Origin of the sequence: Clostridium sp. 29_15 (assembly GCF_001916075.1) — a bacterium.
Classification (GTDB): domain Bacteria; phylum Bacillota; class Clostridia; order Clostridiales; family Clostridiaceae; genus Clostridium; species Clostridium lentum.
The window spans coordinates 22,814-42,507 of sequence record NZ_MNRT01000042.1; the positions used below are offsets into that span (position 1 = coordinate 22,814).

The 19,694-nt window shown below is 28.5% G+C and carries 24 protein-coding genes; all 24 read right to left on the reverse strand.

Features of this window, described 5'->3' with window-relative positions:
* Positions 1-51: 51 nt before the first annotated feature.
* Positions 52-714, reverse strand: coding sequence for an HD domain-containing protein (locus BHW04_RS10860; RefSeq protein ID WP_302699634.1), 663 nt, complete (start codon positions 712-714; stop codon positions 52-54).
* A gap of 424 nt (positions 715-1,138) precedes the next feature.
* Positions 1,139-1,945, reverse strand: coding sequence for a sporulation transcription factor Spo0A (gene spo0A / locus BHW04_RS10865; RefSeq protein WP_022212597.1), 807 nt, complete (start codon positions 1,943-1,945; stop codon positions 1,139-1,141).
* 222 nt (positions 1,946-2,167) lie between these two features.
* A complete protein-coding gene (gene spoIVB / locus BHW04_RS10870; RefSeq protein ID WP_302631195.1) occupies positions 2,168-3,343 on the reverse strand; it encodes a SpoIVB peptidase in 1,176 nt (391 codons plus the stop codon).
* Positions 3,344-3,516: 173 nt separating this feature from the next.
* Positions 3,517-5,217, reverse strand: a complete 1,701-nt coding sequence (gene recN, locus BHW04_RS10875; RefSeq protein ID WP_302631196.1) for a DNA repair protein RecN — start codon at positions 5,215-5,217, stop codon at positions 3,517-3,519.
* A gap of 19 nt (positions 5,218-5,236) precedes the next feature.
* Positions 5,237-5,686 carry an arginine repressor gene (locus BHW04_RS10880; RefSeq protein WP_022212600.1) on the reverse strand — a complete coding sequence of 150 codons (450 nt, stop codon included), beginning with the start codon at positions 5,684-5,686 and terminating at the stop codon, positions 5,237-5,239.
* Positions 5,687-6,532, reverse strand: a complete 846-nt coding sequence (locus BHW04_RS10885) for an NAD(+)/NADH kinase (RefSeq protein ID WP_022212601.1) — start codon at positions 6,530-6,532, stop codon at positions 5,687-5,689. It lies immediately after the preceding gene.
* A 44-nt stretch (positions 6,533-6,576) separates the two neighbouring features.
* On the reverse strand, positions 6,577-7,386 hold the full coding sequence (locus BHW04_RS10890) for a TlyA family RNA methyltransferase (RefSeq protein ID WP_022212602.1): 810 nt from the start codon (positions 7,384-7,386) through the stop codon (positions 6,577-6,579).
* Between the two features lie 14 nt (positions 7,387-7,400).
* On the reverse strand, positions 7,401-9,260 hold the full coding sequence (dxs, locus tag BHW04_RS10895) for a 1-deoxy-D-xylulose-5-phosphate synthase (RefSeq protein ID WP_302699638.1): 1,860 nt from the start codon (positions 9,258-9,260) through the stop codon (positions 7,401-7,403).
* A gap of 16 nt (positions 9,261-9,276) precedes the next feature.
* Entirely contained in the window at positions 9,277-10,140 is an 864-nt protein-coding gene (locus BHW04_RS10900; RefSeq protein ID WP_302699640.1) for a polyprenyl synthetase family protein, read from the reverse strand.
* On the reverse strand, positions 10,130-10,345 hold the full coding sequence (gene xseB / locus BHW04_RS10905; protein WP_022212605.1) for an exodeoxyribonuclease VII small subunit: 216 nt from the start codon (positions 10,343-10,345) through the stop codon (positions 10,130-10,132). The genes BHW04_RS10900 and xseB overlap by 11 nt, the downstream gene beginning before the upstream one ends.
* Before the next feature lie 14 nt (positions 10,346-10,359).
* Positions 10,360-11,556, reverse strand: a complete 1,197-nt coding sequence (gene xseA / locus BHW04_RS10910) for an exodeoxyribonuclease VII large subunit (RefSeq protein WP_022212606.1) — start codon at positions 11,554-11,556, stop codon at positions 10,360-10,362.
* 2 nt (positions 11,557-11,558) lie between these two features.
* Positions 11,559-12,395 (reverse strand): tetrahydrofolate dehydrogenase/cyclohydrolase catalytic domain-containing protein, encoded by an 837-nt coding sequence (locus BHW04_RS10915; protein WP_302699642.1) that lies wholly within the window; start codon positions 12,393-12,395, stop codon positions 11,559-11,561.
* A 27-nt stretch (positions 12,396-12,422) separates the two neighbouring features.
* Entirely contained in the window at positions 12,423-12,830 is a 408-nt protein-coding gene (nusB, locus tag BHW04_RS10920) for a transcription antitermination factor NusB (protein WP_022212608.1), read from the reverse strand.
* A gap of 167 nt (positions 12,831-12,997) precedes the next feature.
* Positions 12,998-13,387 carry an Asp23/Gls24 family envelope stress response protein gene (locus BHW04_RS10925; protein ID WP_022212609.1) on the reverse strand — a complete coding sequence of 130 codons (390 nt, stop codon included), beginning with the start codon at positions 13,385-13,387 and terminating at the stop codon, positions 12,998-13,000.
* Between the two features lie 86 nt (positions 13,388-13,473).
* Positions 13,474-13,992, reverse strand: coding sequence for a SpoIIIAH-like family protein (locus BHW04_RS10930; protein WP_022212610.1), 519 nt, complete (start codon positions 13,990-13,992; stop codon positions 13,474-13,476).
* Between the two features lie 37 nt (positions 13,993-14,029).
* The gene (gene spoIIIAG / locus BHW04_RS10935) at positions 14,030-14,647 is read right to left on the reverse strand and encodes a stage III sporulation protein AG (protein WP_302699645.1); all 618 of its coding nucleotides are present in this window, start codon (positions 14,645-14,647) and stop codon (positions 14,030-14,032) included.
* Between the two features lie 16 nt (positions 14,648-14,663).
* The gene (spoIIIAF, locus tag BHW04_RS10940; RefSeq protein ID WP_022212612.1) at positions 14,664-15,242 is read right to left on the reverse strand and encodes a stage III sporulation protein AF; all 579 of its coding nucleotides are present in this window, start codon (positions 15,240-15,242) and stop codon (positions 14,664-14,666) included.
* 2 nt (positions 15,243-15,244) lie between these two features.
* A complete protein-coding gene (spoIIIAE, locus tag BHW04_RS10945; RefSeq protein ID WP_302699647.1) occupies positions 15,245-16,411 on the reverse strand; it encodes a stage III sporulation protein AE in 1,167 nt (388 codons plus the stop codon).
* A gap of 8 nt (positions 16,412-16,419) precedes the next feature.
* A complete protein-coding gene (gene spoIIIAD, locus BHW04_RS10950) occupies positions 16,420-16,803 on the reverse strand; it encodes a stage III sporulation protein AD (protein WP_022212614.1) in 384 nt (127 codons plus the stop codon).
* A gap of 9 nt (positions 16,804-16,812) precedes the next feature.
* Positions 16,813-17,013, reverse strand: a complete 201-nt coding sequence (gene spoIIIAC, locus BHW04_RS10955) for a stage III sporulation protein AC (RefSeq protein ID WP_022167935.1) — start codon at positions 17,011-17,013, stop codon at positions 16,813-16,815.
* A 14-nt stretch (positions 17,014-17,027) separates the two neighbouring features.
* Complete coding sequence (locus BHW04_RS10960) at positions 17,028-17,546, reverse strand: stage III sporulation protein SpoAB (protein ID WP_022212615.1); 519 nt, start codon at positions 17,544-17,546, stop codon at positions 17,028-17,030.
* A complete protein-coding gene (gene spoIIIAA, locus BHW04_RS10965; RefSeq protein ID WP_302699650.1) occupies positions 17,531-18,403 on the reverse strand; it encodes a stage III sporulation protein AA in 873 nt (290 codons plus the stop codon). Before spoIIIAA ends, BHW04_RS10960 begins: the two co-directional genes overlap by 16 nt.
* A gap of 149 nt (positions 18,404-18,552) precedes the next feature.
* Positions 18,553-18,915, reverse strand: a complete 363-nt coding sequence (locus tag BHW04_RS10970; protein WP_022212617.1) for a CD1247 N-terminal domain-containing protein — start codon at positions 18,913-18,915, stop codon at positions 18,553-18,555.
* Positions 18,916-19,052: 137 nt separating this feature from the next.
* Positions 19,053-19,610, reverse strand: coding sequence for an elongation factor P (gene efp, locus BHW04_RS10975; protein ID WP_022212618.1), 558 nt, complete (start codon positions 19,608-19,610; stop codon positions 19,053-19,055).
* Positions 19,611-19,694: the final 84 nt, after the last annotated feature.

Sequence of the window (19,694 nt, forward strand, 5' to 3'; positions counted from 1 at the left end):
GAGGTAATATATGAAGTTATTCATAATTAAATATATGTAAATACCATTTTATTATTTAATTATTAATTTATATGCTTTTTCAAAAACATCTATATCTACATTATATTTTTTCTTTAGTATCCCTATAATAGTTTTTACATCTGATAGTTCCTTTTCAATATCATCTTTACATTTTTGACCTCTTCCTAACCTATCACTTATAAACAATAGAATCATATCGTTTAGCTCCACATCTTTAATCATTTCTTCTGTATTTTCATAAGGTAAACTTTTCAATATGTACAAATGATGCATATGATATTTAACTAAATTAACTATTTTTTCTCGTTCTATATTATTAATATCGTATTGAACTAATATATCATTAACTATTTTTTCGCCAATTTTATCATGATTGTATGATGTATAGTTTCCTTTGATATTCTTTTTTGTTGCTACCTTTTTTCCAACATCATGTAAAAGCGAAGCTAACATAAATTCTTTTTTACTATTTGCCAGGCTACGTATCTGTGCAGCTTTATCTACCACAAGCATTACATGATTATATACATTTCCTTCTGGATGATATTTAGGTGATTGTTCTACAGTTTTAAGTTCATTAATTATTTGCAATGGTGTTCCCCATAAATCATCTTCTATTGATTTTACATATGTTGATGGCTTTATATCTGTTAATAAATGGTCAGTTATCTTTTCTAATAATTCTTTTTTCATATAATTATCCTTTCTTTACAAAAAAATATATATTATATAGTCTATACTTTTATATATTAAAATATAAATCACTTCATAGTTAGGATTATTTTAATAATTTAATAAAATACATCCTATTTCCCCAGTGACAAAACAGCATTTCATTTAATTTTAATGGTTTTATTTTGATAAATTAATAATTTATGTTCAAACATCAATACTTGTATTTTGTGACATAAATAAAACTTCTCTTTTATCTTTTAAAATTTTAGCCAAAAAAACACCTCCTAACAGTTTGAAAATTATCCAACTGATAGAAAGTGTCTATCTACTTGATTTAATATTTATTTGTTGGTATCAAATACACTTTGTTGCTATAAACAAAATAGATTTGATTTTTTCATATTATTTGTTCAACAGCCATTTTATTGACTTTCTTATATATTTAAGATACTTTATTTTTAAGTCTTAGCTTATCAGCAATGATAGCTATGAATTCACTATTTGTAGGCTTGCCCTTATCTGTGTGAATAGTGTATCCAAATAGTTTATTTATTGCATCTATTTGTCCTCTTCCCCAAGCTACTTCTATAGCATGTCTAATTGCTCTCTCTACTCTTGAAGCTGTTGTATTGTACTTCTTAGCTATTGATGGATATAATTCTTTTGTTACAGCTGATAACAATTCCATATCATTAACAACCATTGTTATAGCTTCTCTTAAATACATATACCCTTTGATATGTGCTGGCACACCTATCTCATGAATTATGTTTGTAATTTCTGTTTCTAAATCTACAGGTCCTTTTTGAACTGGAGTTTCTACTGCAGTTACCGCCACAGGTCTTCTTACCGGCTCAGAAGGAACATTATCATTGAACATATCTCTAATTCTCTTTGTGAATATATCCATGTCGAATGGTTTTACAACATAGTAATCTGCTCCTAATGTAATTGCTCTTTGAGTAATCATATCTTGACCTACTGCTGATAAAATTACAATTCTAGGAAATTTTTCAAGATTCATTGATTGTAATCTTTCTAGAACCCCTAATCCATCTAAATGAGGCATAATTATATCAAGAATAACTAAATCAGGTTGTTTTTGCTCAATTAATGTTAGAGCCTCTTTTCCATCCTTTGCTATACCTGTAACAACTATATCTCTTTGATTTAGTAAATAATCATTTAATATACTGCAAAACTCTTTATTATCATCTGCAATTAAAACTGAAATTTTATTTCCTTCCATATTTCTCTCCCTTTCTACCTATTTTTAATTTCATTGGTAAAATTATTCATTAGATAATTTTAAACTTTAAAACTGAATATTAATTGTTTTTCTACTTTTTAATTTAATTGAGTATATTATACCATAAAAAAAATAAATATAACAGTTTTTTTACATTTTTTTGAAATATTTTTGTTATTTTATTGAAGAAAGGCTGCTAAAACTAATAGCAGCCTTTTCTACTTATTTAATTACTCCTGCATCTTGTAACATCCATTCAATATATATCCCATATCCTACATCAGGTTTATTTATTAAAACGTGAGTTACAGCTCCTATAATTTTACCATTTTGTATTATAGGACTACCACTCATCCCTTGAACAATACCACCTGTTTTTTCTAATAATACTGGATCCACAATTTTAATAATCATGCTCTTTGATCCTGGTTCATCTTGAGGAAGTAATTTTAATATCTCAATATCATACGCTTTGGCTCCATCATCTTCTACAGTAGTAATTATTTGTGCATGACCTTCCTTTATTTCATCTCGATAAGCTACGGTCATTGCTTTATTAAAATTAGGATTTATTAATTCTGTTAATCCATCACCATATATTCCTGAACTAGTATTTTTTTCTATAGTACCTATAGATTCATTTTCGTTGATAAATAATCCTTTTATTTCCCCAGGATTTCCTCTTTCCCCTTTTTTAATACTTAAAATTGAAGATCTAAGGAGTGTACCACTTTTAATATTAAATGACACATTAGTATCTCCATCAGTAATTGGATGACCTAAAGCTCCAAAAGTTTTGCTATCTTTATCATAAAAAGTCAATGTTCCTATACCAGCTGTAGAATCTCTTACCCATAAACCAATTTTATATTCATTATCTTCCTTTATTAAAGGAACTTTTTTTGTTATTTCAGAGTTTCCTCTTAGTATTTTTACAGTAAGCTCATCATTTCTACAGCTTTTAACCTTACTTATTAAATCAGAACATGTTTCAATATTTTCTCCATTTACCTCTTCTATAATATCTCCAAGCTCTATACCTGCTATTTTCCCAGGACTTTCACTTAATCCATCATAGGTTGATATATCTGAATAACCTACTACTAAAGCACCTTTATTATTTATCTTAACGCCTATACTTATTCCACCAGGATAAACTTCAATATCTTTTCTCTTTTCTTTATGCAAAGTTGTTAATTCTTTAGAATTTATTAAGCTAGTGTAACAATCAATAGAATCTGCATTTTGTACATCATTCATTACATATGAAGTTGTATCTTTCATTCGGTTTTTTATAGATAATTCATCAGCTTGTGAATTATTATAGACTCCAATTAAAACCAGAATGAAGATTGGAGCAGTTATTATGCTAAAATTTTTTATAAGCTTTTTTATCATTTTATCTCCTCCTTTGCTTCTGATTTTAATTTTCCCTGTAGCTATTTTTATATGCTATAGTAACGTTGTTATAAAAGTCAAAAATTATATAAGCTAAAAATTTTATATAAAAAAATAAAACCATGGAGAAATTCCATGATTTTATTTTTTGCAGTAAATTAGTGTATTATGTATTAAATAAATTCATTTTTTATTTCATTTTTCTTAATATTAGCTAATTTAACCATCTCTCTTGAATTATCGATGGCAACATCGCTTAAGTTATCTCCACCAATCATTTTTGCAATTTCGCAAACCTTGTCTTGCTCATTAAGCATTCTAATCTGAGTAAATGTTTTACCATTTTCAACTTTTTTTGAAACAAAATAATGATTATCTGATAATGCTGCAATTTGTGGTAAATGTGTAATACATAGAACTTGATGTTTTACTGATACTTGGTACATTTTTTCACCTACACGCTTTCCAATGGCACCACTTATTCCAGTATCAATTTCATCAAATATTAACGTTGGGATTTTATCTTTATCAACAAAAACACATTTTAAAGCAAGCATTATTCTTGATAATTCACCACCAGATAATACTTTTTCCAACGGTTTTAATGGTTCACCAGGATTTGCCGAAATTAGAAATTGAACATCATCATATCCTCTATTATTGGCAATTTCACTTAAATTTACATCTATTTTTATAATAGCTTTTTCTAGTCCTACGTATGATAATTCTTCTTTAATTCTTACTTCTAAGTCTTTAGCTGACATGCATCTAAATTCATGTAATTTTACTCCTATTTCGCTCATATCTTTCTCAATAACACTTAATTCTTTTTTTAAATTTAGTATTATTTCCTCTGAATTAATAAATTCATCATATTGATTTTTAAGCTTTTCTAAAAATTTAAGTATTTCATCAATTGAATCACCATATTTTTTCTTATATAAACTAATTTCATATATTCTTTCATTTATTGCTGCTAATTCATTTTCATCATAATATATTTCATTAGCTATATCTCTAATATCTCTTGTTGATTCTTCAAGTAAATAATACGCTTCTTCCACTTGAACTCTTTTATCTTTTATCTTTTCTAAATGCATTTCTGAATGTGAAAATTCTGAAATAACTTTAGATAATAATTCTAAAACAGAATTTCCTTGTGGATTATTATTTAAATAATTATATGAATTTATAAGGCTAGAAGATATCTTTTCAGCATTTGCTAAAATATTATATTGTTCTCGCAAATCTTCTTCTTCACCTGGCTTAAGCTTTGCTTTTTCAATATCATCTATTTGGAACTTTATATAATCAAGAATCTTTTCCCTATCGTCATTACCTTTCAATTCATTGATTTTATCTTCTATCTGCGAATGTCTATTTTTAACTATTTCAAATTGTTCTAATAAAGGACTTATATTTTCAGAGTTATACTCATCTAAATATAATATATGTGTTCCTTTACTTAATAAAGATTGATTTTGATGTTGACCATGAATATCTAAAAGCTTTTCTCTTATTCTTTTTAACTGTGATAAGACAATAGTTTTTCCATTTACTTTAATTATACTTTTTCCTGAAATAGTTGTTTCTCTTGATACAACTAATAATTCATCATTTTCTATATTTAAATCATTTAATAACGTATATATTTCATCATTTTCCATATCAAATATAGCTTCTACATAAGTTTTATCTTCGCCATACCTAATAAGCTCTTTAGAAAACTTTCCACCTAATACATAGTCTATAGTATCTATTAAAATCGATTTACCAGCACCAGTTTCTCCAGATAAAATATTGAATCCAGCTCCAAACTCAACAGATAATTCTTGGATTAAAGCAAAATTCTTTATATTTAAAACAACAAGCATTATAACCCACCTTTTAAATTTATAAAATTATTTTTCTAATTTTTGTTATTAACTCTAAAGCTTTTTCTTCAGTTCTTATTAATATAAATATTGTATTATCACCAGCTATTGTTCCAGCAATGTCTGCTGAATATAAGCTATCTATAGCTTCAGCAGCAGCAGAAGCAGCACCAGTTAGTGTTTTTACTACTACAAACTTATCAACCTTTTCCACTGATATAGCTGAATTAGCAAGTATACTATAAAGCTTATCATTTAGGTTTCTTTCTTCCTTAGTTGGAGCAACATATCTATATTTACCTGACATGCTTTGTACTTTTAAGAGCTTTAATATCTTTATATCTCTTGAAATAGTAGCTTGAGTAACTTCAAAACCACTTGCCTTTAACTCTTCCGCTAACTCTTCTTGTGTTTCTATTTCTTTTTCATTAATTATCTCTAAAATTCTATTATGTCTCTTTGATTTCATCTACTCACCTTCTTCTTTCTCTGAGTTATATAGTATTTTTTTTCTTAAAACATTAAAATAATCATAATCATCAAGAAGGATTATTTCTGCATAATGTTCAGATTTCGTAATAGTTATTATTTCATCATCTTCCTTTTTAATGACTTTTTGTCCATCAACAGTAAGATATATCTCTTCGTTGTTATTATCAACCTTGATTTCTATCACAGAGCTGCTATTTAATACTATAGGCTGCATTGCCTTTGTATGTGGACAGATAGGTGTTATTGTTACAACATCAACATCTGGATAGATAAATGGTCCTCCTGCTGAAAAAGAATATGCTGTAGAACCAGTTGGTGTAGCAATAATAAGTCCATCACCCTTAAACGATATATAAAGTTTCTTATCAATGTATATATCAAATTTAATTATTCTTGATAAAGTCCCTCTTGCTATTACCACATCATTTAAAGCCCTTAATACATTAGATTTTTCTCCATTATTACATTGCAACAGTATCCTCTTCTGTTTACTATATAAGCCTTTTTTTATCTTTTTTAAAGAACTCTCAAGTTCTCCGTATTCTACACTGGACAGGAATCCTAAATTACCAATATTCACTCCTAAAATAGGAATATCTTTATACCCATTTATATCTCGTGCTACACTAAGTATAGTACCATCTCCACCTAAAACAATTACAAGATCAATATCATCATCTATTTCATTAGATGCAAGTTCATAACTATTTAAAACTTTAATTTTAACGCCCTCAAATTCATGTGATACCTTTGATATAACATTATATAATATAAGTCCGTCTTTATCTTTAGAAGGATTTAAAGCTATTAAAACATGCTTCATAACCTCACCCCTAATAATTTATAATACACCTAAAGCCAGCTATATTAAAGCTGGCTATGTGAATCTTCAATAATTTGATCTATAACATCAAATTTAAAATCAGTTTCTCTTTCTTTGTTCTTAGTGAAATAAACTAGGTATTCTCTATTACCTTCTGGCCCCTTAATTGGTGAGAAGCTTAGTCCAAGCACTGTCAGTTCATTATCTATTAAGAAATTAACTATATTTGTAACAACTTCCTTATGAACAGATTTATCTCTTACAACACCCTTCTTACCTACTTTATCTTTTCCTGCTTCGAATTGAGGCTTAATTAATGCAACTACACATCCATCATCCTTTAATAATTCTTTTACAGCTGGCATAATAGTTCTCAGAGATATAAAAGATACATCTATTGATGCAAAGTCAAGTTTTTCACCTATATCTTCTGGTGTTACATATCTTATATTAGTTCTCTCCATACAAACTACTCTTTCATCAGTTCTTAGTTTCCAAGCAAATTGCCCATAACCAACATCCACTGAAAATACTTTTTTTGCATGATTTTGTAGCATACAATCTGTAAACCCACCTGTTGAAGCACCTATATCCATACATACAGCATCAGTTAAATCAATGTTAAATTCCTTCATTGCTTTTTCAAGCTTAAATCCACCACGGCTTACATAAGGCATCTTTTCTCCTCTGTAAACTATGTCAGCTTCAACACTTACCTTTTCTCCAACTTTATCTACTTTCTGTCCATCTACATAAACTAAGCCAGCCATAATACTTGTTTTTGCTCTTTCTCTTGAAGTGCATATACCTTTTTCAACTAAAAGTACATCTAATCTTTCCTTTTTAACTGCCATTGGTTTCTCCTTTTTTATTTAATCATTGTAATAACAGTATTCTTTATTGCGACTGAATCTAATCCATATTCTGAGTAAAGCAAATCAACTTTTCCATGGGGAATAAACTCATCTTTATATGATAGAGATTTAAATTTGCCTTTAAAACCTAAATTATATAATGATTCTATAACATAGCTTCCAAATCCTCCATTGCCAACATTATCTTCAACTGTAATGATATCATAATTATTTTCAACTAATTCTTTCAACATTTCTAAATCTAAAGGCTTTATAAATGAAGCTGAAATAATTGTAGGATTAATTCCTTCTTTAATAAGTTCTTCATTGGCAAGCATTGCATATTGTACCATTTTACCTACAGAAATTATAGCTACTTTATCACCATCTATAATCTTTTCCCATTTCCCATATTTTATTTCACTTAGTGGAGTTAATTTATGATAAAAATCCCCTTCTCTTGGATATCTAATTGCTATAGGCCTATTTTCTTTTAGAGCCCACTTCATCATCACTGATAGTTCTTCTACTTGCTTAGGAGCAAGTACCGTCATATTTGGTATTAAAGATAGATATGATAAATCAAAAACTCCCTGATGTGTTTCTCCATCATCACCAACAATCCCTGCTCTATCTACTGCAAAAATTACTGGTAGGTTTTGAATACAAACATCATGTATAATCTGATCAAAAGCTCTTTGCAAGAATGTTGAATATACTGCAAATATTGGTCTTAAACCAGCACTGGCCATACCTGCGGATAAAGTAGTTGCATGTTCTTCAGCTATTCCCACATCAAAAAATCTATTAGGATAAAGTTTAGCAAATTCATTAAGGCCAGTTCCATCTGGCATTGCAGCTGTTAAACATACTAACTTTTCATTTTTTTCTGCTTCTGCAACTACAAAATCCCCAAAAGCTTGTGAGTATTTTATTCCAGGGTTATCATTATTTTTTTCTGTATTATCATTTATACCAGATACTCCATGGTATTTATTAGGATTTTCCTCAGCAAGTTCATATCCCTTACCTTTTTTTGTTATCACATGAATAAGCACTGGTCCATCTATTTGTTTAGCACGTGTTAATACCTCATTCATTAACTCAATATCATGTCCATCAATTGGACCTATGTATTTTAGTCCCATTTCTTCAAACATCTTTGATGGAACAACTAGATTTTTAATACTATCTTTAATTTTATGAATTGAGTTGGCAACACTTTTACCAACTACTGAAGTATTAAGCGTTTGATTTATTTCATTCTTTATTTTATTATAATTAGGAGCAACTCTAAGCATATTTAAATGATTAGATAATGCCCCAACATTCTTACTGATTGACATTTGATTATCGTTTAAAATAATAATCATCTTGCTTTTATTAAAGCCTAAATCATTTATGGCTTCTAAGGCCATTCCACCTGTAAGTGCTCCATCTCCAATTACTGCTACAACATTGTAATCTTCTTTTAATATATCTCTTGCTCTTGCTATCCCTAAAGCTGCTGATATAGATGTACTACTATGACCTGTTCCAAAGGCATCGTATTCACTTTCACTTATCTTAGGGAATCCACTAATTCCTTTATATTTTCTTAGTGTACTAAATTGATTTTTTCTACCTGATAACATTTTATGTACATAGCTCTGATGACCAACATCCCATACAATCTTATCTTTCTCTAAATTAAAATTTTTATATAAACTTAATGTTAACTCAACTACTCCAAGGTTTGATGATAAATGTCCTCCAGTTTTAAGAACATTATCTATTAAGAATTCTCTTATTTCATTTGAAAGTATTGTTAATTCTTTATTACTAAACTTATGGACATCAATTGGTGAACTAATCTTGTCTAATAACTTTGACATAAATATCCTTCCTTTGTTAAAAATCTCTTTCCAAAAGCTCTATAGTTAACTTTTTTAAGATATCTGTGTTAACTGAAATCTTCTCTAAAATAGCAATACATTCATCTGTTAAATTTTCACACATTACCTTGCATTCTTCCAATCCATACATAGTAATGAAATTAGATTTATTTCCATCAGCTAAAGTATTCTTGCCTAATTTCTTCACATCACCAGTTACATCAAGTATATCATCTTTAATTTGAAAAGCTAATCCTAAATTCAGCCCAAATTTATTTAATAATTCTATTTCACTTTTGTCTACTTCTGCTAAAATTGCACCTGCTACTATAGAAACTCTAATAAGTTCTCCAGTTTTCTTTAGATGCATATAATTTAATTCCTCTTTAGAAATTTTTTTTCCTTCGTTTATGATATCTACGACTTGACCACCTATCATTCCATCTGCACCAGCAGCATAGGCAATTTCTCTTGCAGCAACAAGTGCATCTTTTCCATTTTTTATCGAGAAATCCATAAGTAAAATCATCGCTTCGTTTAATAAGGCATCTCCTGCTAACACTGCAATATTTTCTCCATATACCTTATGATTAGTTGGTTTCCCTCTTCTTAAGTCATCATTATCCATACAAGGTAAATCATCATGTATGAGTGAATAAGTATGAATCATTTCAATAGCCGCTGCCATATCAATTATTTCCTTATCTTTACCTTTATACATATTGTATACCAGCATAAATAATATAGGGCGTATCCTTTTTCCACCAACATTTAAGCTATAGTTAGCAGCATCATATATTAATGAATTATATGATCCTTTATTTTTAAAGTAATTACTTAGATAATTATCAACTAATTCTTTCAATTGTTTAATTTTCATGATCATTTACCCTATCTGAAGCTTCTTTTAGTGTTATAAATTTACCCTCTAAATTAGCTAGAGTCTTATATAACTTATTAACTAATTTGCTTCCCTTTTCATATTCTTTCATAGCATCTTCAAGACCTAAATCATTGTTTTCTAAAGTCTCAATAGTGGATTCTAATAAATTTAGCATTTCATTATAATTTTCTTTTTTTGCCAAAGCATTCTCCTCCTCTACAATAATTTTAAATTCCCCTTAATAATTCCATCACTTAAGTTTATTTTAACATTCATATCTTTATTAAAATCTTTTATTTCTTTTAGTATATTTCCATTTTCATCTTCTATTATAGCATAACCCTTAGATAAAATATTTAAAGGACTATGAGCTTGTAATACGTTATTTAGTGAAATTAACTTTTGTTTTTCAAGAGCAATTTTCTTATTAAGCAAACTATCTAGTTTTTCTTTTACTTTTTCTACTTCCAAATAACTATTTACAACCTTATTCATTGGTGAATTTAAACTTAATATTCTAGAAAAATTATTAATCTTAGATTTTTCATCATTAAATCTTTCAATCATATACTTATTTAAGTAGTTTTCATATTCACTAATAGTAAAATAAATCTCACTATCTAAAGGTACAGCTAATTCTCCAGCTTGAGAAGGAGTAGAAGCTCTAAGATCCGCTACAAAATCAGCTATTGTATAATCTACTTCATGACCTACAGCTGAAATAATAGGAATTTCAGAATGAAAAATTTCCTCTGCTAGAGCTTCCTCATTAAAATTCCATAATTCTTCAATAGAACCTCCACCTCTACCAACAATTATTAAATCAACGTTCTTCTTATTATTAAAATACCTAATTCCATCTATAATACTCTTAAAAGCACCTTTTCCTTGGACTTGTGCTGGATATAAGAAGAGATCAACAAATCTATTTCTTCTTCTAATAACGTTTTTTATATCTTCAATTGCTGCACCAGTTGATGATGTGACAATTCCTATGGCTACAGGTTCTTTTGGAATTGGCTTTTTGTTCGCTAAATCAAAATATCCTTGGAGTTCTAACTTTTTCTTTAATTGTTCATATCTTATGTATAAATCTCCAAGACCTTCCTTTTCAATTTCATTGCAATATATTTGAAAAGTTCCATTTGCTTCATAAGCTGATACTTTACCTCTTACAATGACATTCATACCATCTTCTAAATTAAATGCCAATTCATATGCTTTATTCTTAAACATAATACAGTTTATTTTACCACTATCATCTTTTAGAGAAAAATATATATGTCCTGATGAATGATATTTTAAATTAGAAATCTCCCCTTTTACAGAGAGATTATTTAATATAAAGTCATTATCTAATATTTTTTTTATATAACTATTCAATTCTGATACAGATAATGTTTTAATTTTCATAATTATTTCAATGCCTCACAAACATTTTTCATTAAAAGTGTAGTTGTTAATGTTCCTACTCCACCTGGCACTTTTGTCATATAAGATACTTTTCCTATAACATCATCAATTAAAACATCACCAGTTATTTTACCATTTAAAGAAGATGTACCAACATCTATAACAATTGCTTCTTCTTTTACATATGAAGAATCGATGTAATTTGGAATGCCAATAGCTAAAATAAGTATATCTGCTCTTTGACATACACTTTGAAGATCCTTAGTCTTAGAATGACAAACAGTAACTGTACAGTTTCTTTCTAGCATTAAAACAGCTACAGGCTTACCTACAATATTGCTACGTCCAACAACAACTACTTCTTTTCCTTGAAGATTAATATTTAAGCTATCTAAGATTGTTACCACAGAATTAGGAGTACATGGTATGAATTTCTTGTGACCTGCATATAATTTACCTTGATTGATATAAGTTAAACAGTCTATATCCTTATCTGGTGATATGTATGAGATTACCTTTTTCTCATCAATATGTTTTGGTAATGGTAATTGAAGTATAATTCCATGAATTTTCTCATTATTATTTAATGATATTATCTCATTAATTAAATTTTCTTCAGTAGTAGATTCTTTTAATAATATTTTTTCAAACAATATGCCTAAAGAATTAGCCACTTTTTCTTGACTATTAATGTAAAAAATAGATCCACCATCTTCACCTACAACAATTGATGCTATCTTAGGTATAATTTCTCCATTATTTGCTCTTTGAGAAACAAATTCAGCAATTTGCCCTTTTATGCTCTTAGCTAAATCTATAACGTTTATTATTTCTCCCATTCTCTATAACTCCCCAACAACTTATATTTATTTTATATTCTTAAATGCTTTATCTAAAGCTCCATTAACAAATGATACACTCTTATCATCTGAATACTTTTTAGTAAGCTCAATTGCTTCGTTTATAGCAACTACCTCTGGAACATCATCAATATAAAGCATTTCTGCAATTGCTAATCTTACGATTATTAAATTAACTTTAGAAACTCTCTCTATAGTCCAGTTAATTAATGAATTTTTTATTATTTCATCAATTTCTTCTTTGTAATCTGTAACAGATTTCATAACTTCTTTTATATATTCTAAATCTATAGTCTTTAAATCCATTTCGTAGTTTTCAATAAAGCTTTCTATAGTTTGTTCATAGGAATTCTTGCTTATTTCCATACTGAATAATAATTCCATTGCTATTTCTCTTGATCTTTTTCTTTTCATATTTCCTCCTAAGTATCCTCTAAACATCATATATTAGTTTTATTATAAACTTTCATCATATTAATTAAACATATGTATATTACAATATTATTAACATTATGTCTATTAAAAGTTATTATCTTTCTCTCCTGCAATGAGAAACCCTCTGAATTTCAGAGGGCTATCAATTAAACTTCTTTTTCTAAGTTTTGTTCCTTTTTAGGAACATATATGTTTTGAACATTTACATTAACTGCTTCAACATTTAACCCTGTCATAGCTTCAACGGTCTTCTTAACATTTTCTTGAACTAAACTTATCACTTCGGGAATATTTATTCCATACTCAACAGCAACAGTTAATTCAATAGTTGCAGCATCTTCACCTAAGGTTACTTTTACGCTCTTTCCTGTTGTAGTCTTCTTACCTTTTAGAATTTGAGATATATTATTGCCAACTCCTGTTGGAATTTCAACTATTCCTTGTATCTCTTCAGCAGCTATACTGGCTATAACACTTACAACTTCATCAGATATTCTAACTACGCCTAAAGTAGATTCGTCCTTAATATTTTCCATACTTCACCCTCCTCAAGGTATACAGTTTAGCACACCTCATTTATCATAGGTACATTATAACAAAATACATTAATTATGACAACGTATTATTTCTTTGCTAGTATTGTAATATCAGTTAATGTAGTTATATCTTCCACAGATTTTTGAATTAAACCTGATTCTTCTTTAGTTAAATCCGCATCAACCTTCACATAAACTTTTACCTTATTATTATCTATCATACATATTGCATCTTCATATCCTTGATTTTTAATATCCTGTTCTACACTGCTTTCTTGAGCTTTTATATTAGTTTTATCTATTAACTTTTGATTTGCTATGTCTTTTTGCTCTTGAGAAGTAGTTTCATCATTTTTAATAGATTCTAGATTTTCAACATAAAGGGAATCCTCTTGATCTTTAGCTGCTCTCATATTATAAAAATAATCTTGTGTGCTCAATGTTTCCTTATCCTCATCTGTTGTTTTATCATCATTTTGCTGCAATACCGCACCCAAATCTCCTGGATCATTAAATCCATCCTTATTAAGCTTAGATGCTAGTACACCTACACAAACAATTAAAGCCATCAGTGTAAAAATAATTGCAAATTGTCTTTTTGTCATATATACTCCTCCCATATACTTTCTAACAAATTATATGCTAATTTGTTGATGGATATACATTAACCTTGTCTAAACCTATATCATATAATTTTGAAACTGCTAGCTGTATTTCGTATTTAACTTTACTACTTGTGGCACCTTCAGCAGTGATGATAACACCTGTTACCGCTGGATTATATGTCTTAGTTATAAATGGATTACTACTGCTACCATTGGAACTCATTACCACTGTATCTCCCTGACTCTCCTGTTCTGTTGTTCTTATACCACCATTTCCATCATCTTCTACTGTTTTTGAAATCTGATTAGAACTATCTACTGCTGGCACTTTAACTTCACCACTTTCAAAACGAATCATAACAGATACCTTACCTACACCTTCAATCTTGCTTAAAATCTCCTCTAGCTCTTCTTTTTGTGCCTGCTCATAACTTAAACTTACATTACTTTCAGTACTTAAAGCTGCATCTACTTCTGATGCTCCATTAGTATTACTACCATCATTGCCATTATTGTTATTTGAAAAGTTCACCTTATTGAAACTAGTCAAAACTAACCATATAAACAAAACAACTAGCAAAAATATTAATGCATTAATAAAGCCTTTATTTTTGCTTAAAGATTTCAAGTTATCGCTTAATTTTTTATTATCCATCCAATCACCTACCTAATTAACTCACAGTATAAATTTCTATTTTATCTTCTGAAATACCAAGCATATTTGAAACATAACTTAATATTTTTTGTTCATCATCACTGTACGCCTGGCTATTAGTCTTATTGTCATTAGATATTTCAACCTTTTCTATCTTTTCTACCTCCTGAATTTTATTGGTGGAAATACTAATTTTAGCATGACTTATGTCATAACTAAAATTGTTTAAATCTATATTGCAATCTATATCGCATACAAACTTATAATCTGGAAATTTCTCTGCTAACTCAGTGGCAGAATTTTTATTTAAATTTTCTATAAAAACATCTTCCACTTCATTTGATGCTGCAACATCGGAGCTTGTTTCAGTATCTGTGCTTAAAATACCCTCATATTCTTTAATAGTAGATACAATCTTATCTTCGCCTTCCGTAAAAAAATCTATTATGGGGTTTAACATTACTACTATTAAAATCAAACCTAAAACAAATTTAATATACTTTTTCATTGAATTGTTTGGAGATATTAATTCAATTGCAGAAAATAAAATTATTATAGTTACTAATGTTTCAATAAAGCTTTTAATATATTCCATAGCTATCCCCCAATTACAAATTTACCTGCTGAAACCATCATGGCAATTAATACAAAAAACATTAAACTTACACATAGTACGCTGGACAATATTAAAACTAAAGAATCCCCAGCGGAAAAAACTGCTTTTGTAATTCGCTTATCTGCTATAGGTTCTAATAATGATGACGAAATTTTCAAAATTATTGATGATAAAAATATCTTTATGATTGGATATATTATTATAAGTATTAATACAATAAGCCCCACTAAGGAGTATCCAGCTACAGAAGTAATTGCATCAGAAAAAGTTTTACCTACAATAGGTATGAAATTATCAATTGTGAATTTAGCTGTTTTAAGTGTTACGGCATCAATAGTTGATGCTGTAATTCCTCTCACAGTCAAAAGTCCTATATAAACTGTCAAAATCAATCCTTGAATCCATAATACTGCACTTTTCACCAAGCTGCATAAGTTAGAGATTTTAGGCTCCGTTGAAATGTTATTAGTGAATTGTAAAACAAATGTAATCAATATTAACGGTAAAATTATATTTAAATATATCTTAGGTATAATTATTGTTGTTCCTAAGACTATAGGATCCATTGTTGCTGATTCTGTAAACCCTCCTGCCACACCTAACATAACTACCAATATAGGAAGTAATTTAGACATAAAACCGCTTATTTCCGTTATTATATCTTTAGCCAAGTCTAAGGAAATTATAAAAGTTCTTGTAAGAACAATTATCATTAATGCATAACAGGCATAAAATGCAATTTCCGATATGCTATCCGATGAAAAAGCACTTTGAAGGTTTTTAATAAGAGAGCATATTATTCCAATTACTACAATAGTTATGCACATAGATAATACTGTTTTTACTTCCTTAAATAATAGGCTAATAACAGCATCACAGATTTTACTAAAGCTTAAATTGCCCTTTCCTGTAGTTATATAATTTTTTATATAAGATACTGGGTCCAAATCATTAATTAATTCAAAATCACTCTTCATAGTGCTTATATAATCATATAGTCCCTCCAAATCACCATTTATTTCATCATTAGATATTACATTATAATTATTATCTTCGGCATAAGCTAATTGACTGTTATAAGAAAAAAAGAACAACCCTATCAATAATAAAATAATTGATGAATATTTTAAGCATTTATTCATTTTCATTAAATCACCTATAATATCTGAAGAATTGAATCAAGTACCGCCATCAATATTGGTATAGCTAATACTAAAATCATTATTTTAGCTGAAAACTCAACCTTAGAAGCTAAACTTCCAGCCCCTGCATCTTTACATATTTCACTACAAAATGAAGCAAGATATGCAATTGCTAGTATTTTCAAAATAATTTCTATATAAACGATATCTATATTTGCTTTCGCTGCAATTGAATTTATAAAGGATACAATTTGTCCTAGTTGTGTGATCATATATAGCAAAATTATTATACTGGCTGCTAAAATAATCAATACAGCAATATCTGATTTCTTTTCTTTCACAAATATATATAAAAATAATGCTATTAAAGCTATAGATATTATTCTAATTATCTCCATTTATCTCACCTACATCGTAAACATTGCTCTTACTGTATCAAATAATGTGGATACCATTCCTATTATGGTAATTAAAATAATCACTATACCTGCCAAATTAGCCAGTACAGCAATATCATTTTTACCATTAGCCTTTAATAGCTGCTCAATTACTATAAGCAATATGCCCATTGCACCAATTTTAAATAATACGCCTACATCAAATACCATTTAAATTCCTCCTTTTATATGAAAAATATTACTATTAATGCTCCTGCGCATACCCCTAAAGTCCTATACATCTTTATATTAACTTTGGCTTCCTTTAAAGCTTCTTGATAATTAAGTTTTACTTGTTCTGAAGTCAGTTTAAATATTTTCTCTTGTCCAAATACCCCTGTTTCACCTAGTGTTCTAAAGAAATCTGATACTATCCCATAATCTTCTTTTTTAAAACTTAAATCATTTTCATACTTACCATAAATATTATTAAAAATATCAAAAACGCTATTTGCTTTTCCTTCCTCTAAAGTAGATGCAATTTCCTTAAACATTGAAGATAATTCACCAGTTATTTTTTTACTTACATCATACAAAGCCTCAATCAGTGGAGTGTTATTATAAATTACGTCGTTATTCATAAGTATTATTGCTTTTTGAAATTCTTTGAGGTTAATACTTCTCTTCTTGTAACTTTCCCCAATAATAAATCCAATATATGAGCATATTAAAAAGATACATATTAAAACTAAATATCTAAACACTTAATTTGCCCTCCTTCTTGTATCTTATAGACTTTTTCTAAGGTTCCAGGCCCATTTTTAGAACTTAAAACAACAATCCTTTCAAGTATATTATCATTAATAAGCTCTTTTAAACTTTTCCTACGACTAACATCATCCAAATCAATACCATGCACTGTCAATATCATATTTTCATCACAGATAATTACTTCTGGTGATAAGCTCCTTATAGCCATTATTATTCCATTTGTTTTTAAGCAATTATCTAAAACATCACTTCTAATACCTACATTCATTTGAGGAATTCCATTATAGCAACCTGCTATCTCACTTCGTTTCTCGATAATTACTTCTTTTTTACCTTTGAGATTTATTCGCGAAAATCCATTTGATATATTTTTTGCTATATCTCTTAAAATTGTAGTTTTGCCACATTTGGGCGGCGATACAATAAGTGTATTATATACTTTATTAAAGTTAGATATATAAGGCATTATCTTATTAGATGATCCAATTATCTCCTTACATATTCTAATATTAATAGATGATATATTTCTTAAAATCTTGACTCGTCCGTTTTCCATTACACATTGTCCAGCTAAACCAATTCTATGTCCACCTCTAAAAGTAATGTATCCTTGCTTCATTTCCTCTTCAAAGGCATATAAGGAGTAACTAGATATCTTAGTTATGATATATTTAAGTTCATCTTTTGAAACTATATAATCAAGTACCAATTCCTCATTGTTGATATTTATGATTACTGGCTTATTAACTTTTATCCTTATTTCTTGAATTTTCTTAGTGTCAACTTTGCCTTCTATTATTTCTATGATTTTTTTCGGTAAAACCTGTAATACCTCGATGCAATTGTCCACTCACTTCACTTCCTTCCATCACTAAACTTAGTCATGTAATTACTATTTCACATATTAAATTAATATTCATTTCAATATATATTTATGTAAATTATTCCGTAAAAAAAGAAGCGATAAATTTTAATTATCACTTCTTCTTGTATATTTTTCTATTTTGCATTTTTATTGCAGAAAGGACACGGAATTGAAGAGTTGTTTTCTATTGCTTTTCTTTCAACAAATAACGGCTTACCACAGTTATGACAGTGTATTTCTTCATATTCATCTTCTAGATTTTCTAAATCATCAAATGAAACTTCCTCAAATAACTCTTCTCTCATATCTGTTAAATCATCACCTATGTATTCCATATTTTCTTCAATAGCTTCCTGCTTTACTATTATTTCCTCAACTTTTAATGCCATATCATTTACGACACCACTTATTGCAGATAAAATATTTTTATATTTTTCATCATCTATGTCATTAATAACTTGTCTTAAATCATTAATTTCATCAAAAATTTTCTTCATTTTTACACATCCTTCTGAAAAATAATTACATTAATAATTATACCCGTATTTCCTAGTTAAAAACAATTTACTAAAAAATTAAAATAATATGAAATATTAAAATAAAAAGCTAAGTTATATAACTTAGCTTTTTATAACTAAACTCTTTCCATATATTCGCCAGTTCTAGTATCTACTCTTATAGTATCTCCTTCATTTACGAACATTGGAACGTTAACTTGTGCTCCAGTTTCTAATGTTGCTGGCTTCATAGCATTTGTAGCTGTATTACCTTTAACACTTGGATCACATTGTGTAATTAATAATTCAACAAAATTTGGTGCTTCAACTGAGAATGCTTCACCTTTGTAGAATTTAATAATTGCAAACATGTTTTCTTTTAAGAATTTTATAGCTTCTTCAACTTTTTCATAGTTTAAAGGAATTTGTTCAAATGTTTCTTGATCCATGAAATAATATAATTCCCCATCAGAATATAAGTATTGCATTTCTTTTCTTTCTATTACTGCTTCTTGAAGTTTAGCTGTTGGGTTGAACGTTGTATCTGTAACACCTCCAGATATAACATTTCTTAACTTAGTTCTAACAAATGCAGCTCCTTTTCCTGGTTTAACATGTAAGAAATCGATAACTGTGAAAACTTGTCCTTCATGCTCAAAAGTAGTACCTTTTCTTAAATCACCTGCTGATATCATATATTTCCCTCCAAAATAACTTGAATTCATAGTTATTATGACCTTTAAAATAAATTAATAGTCATAACCTTTTTCGTTGTTTTA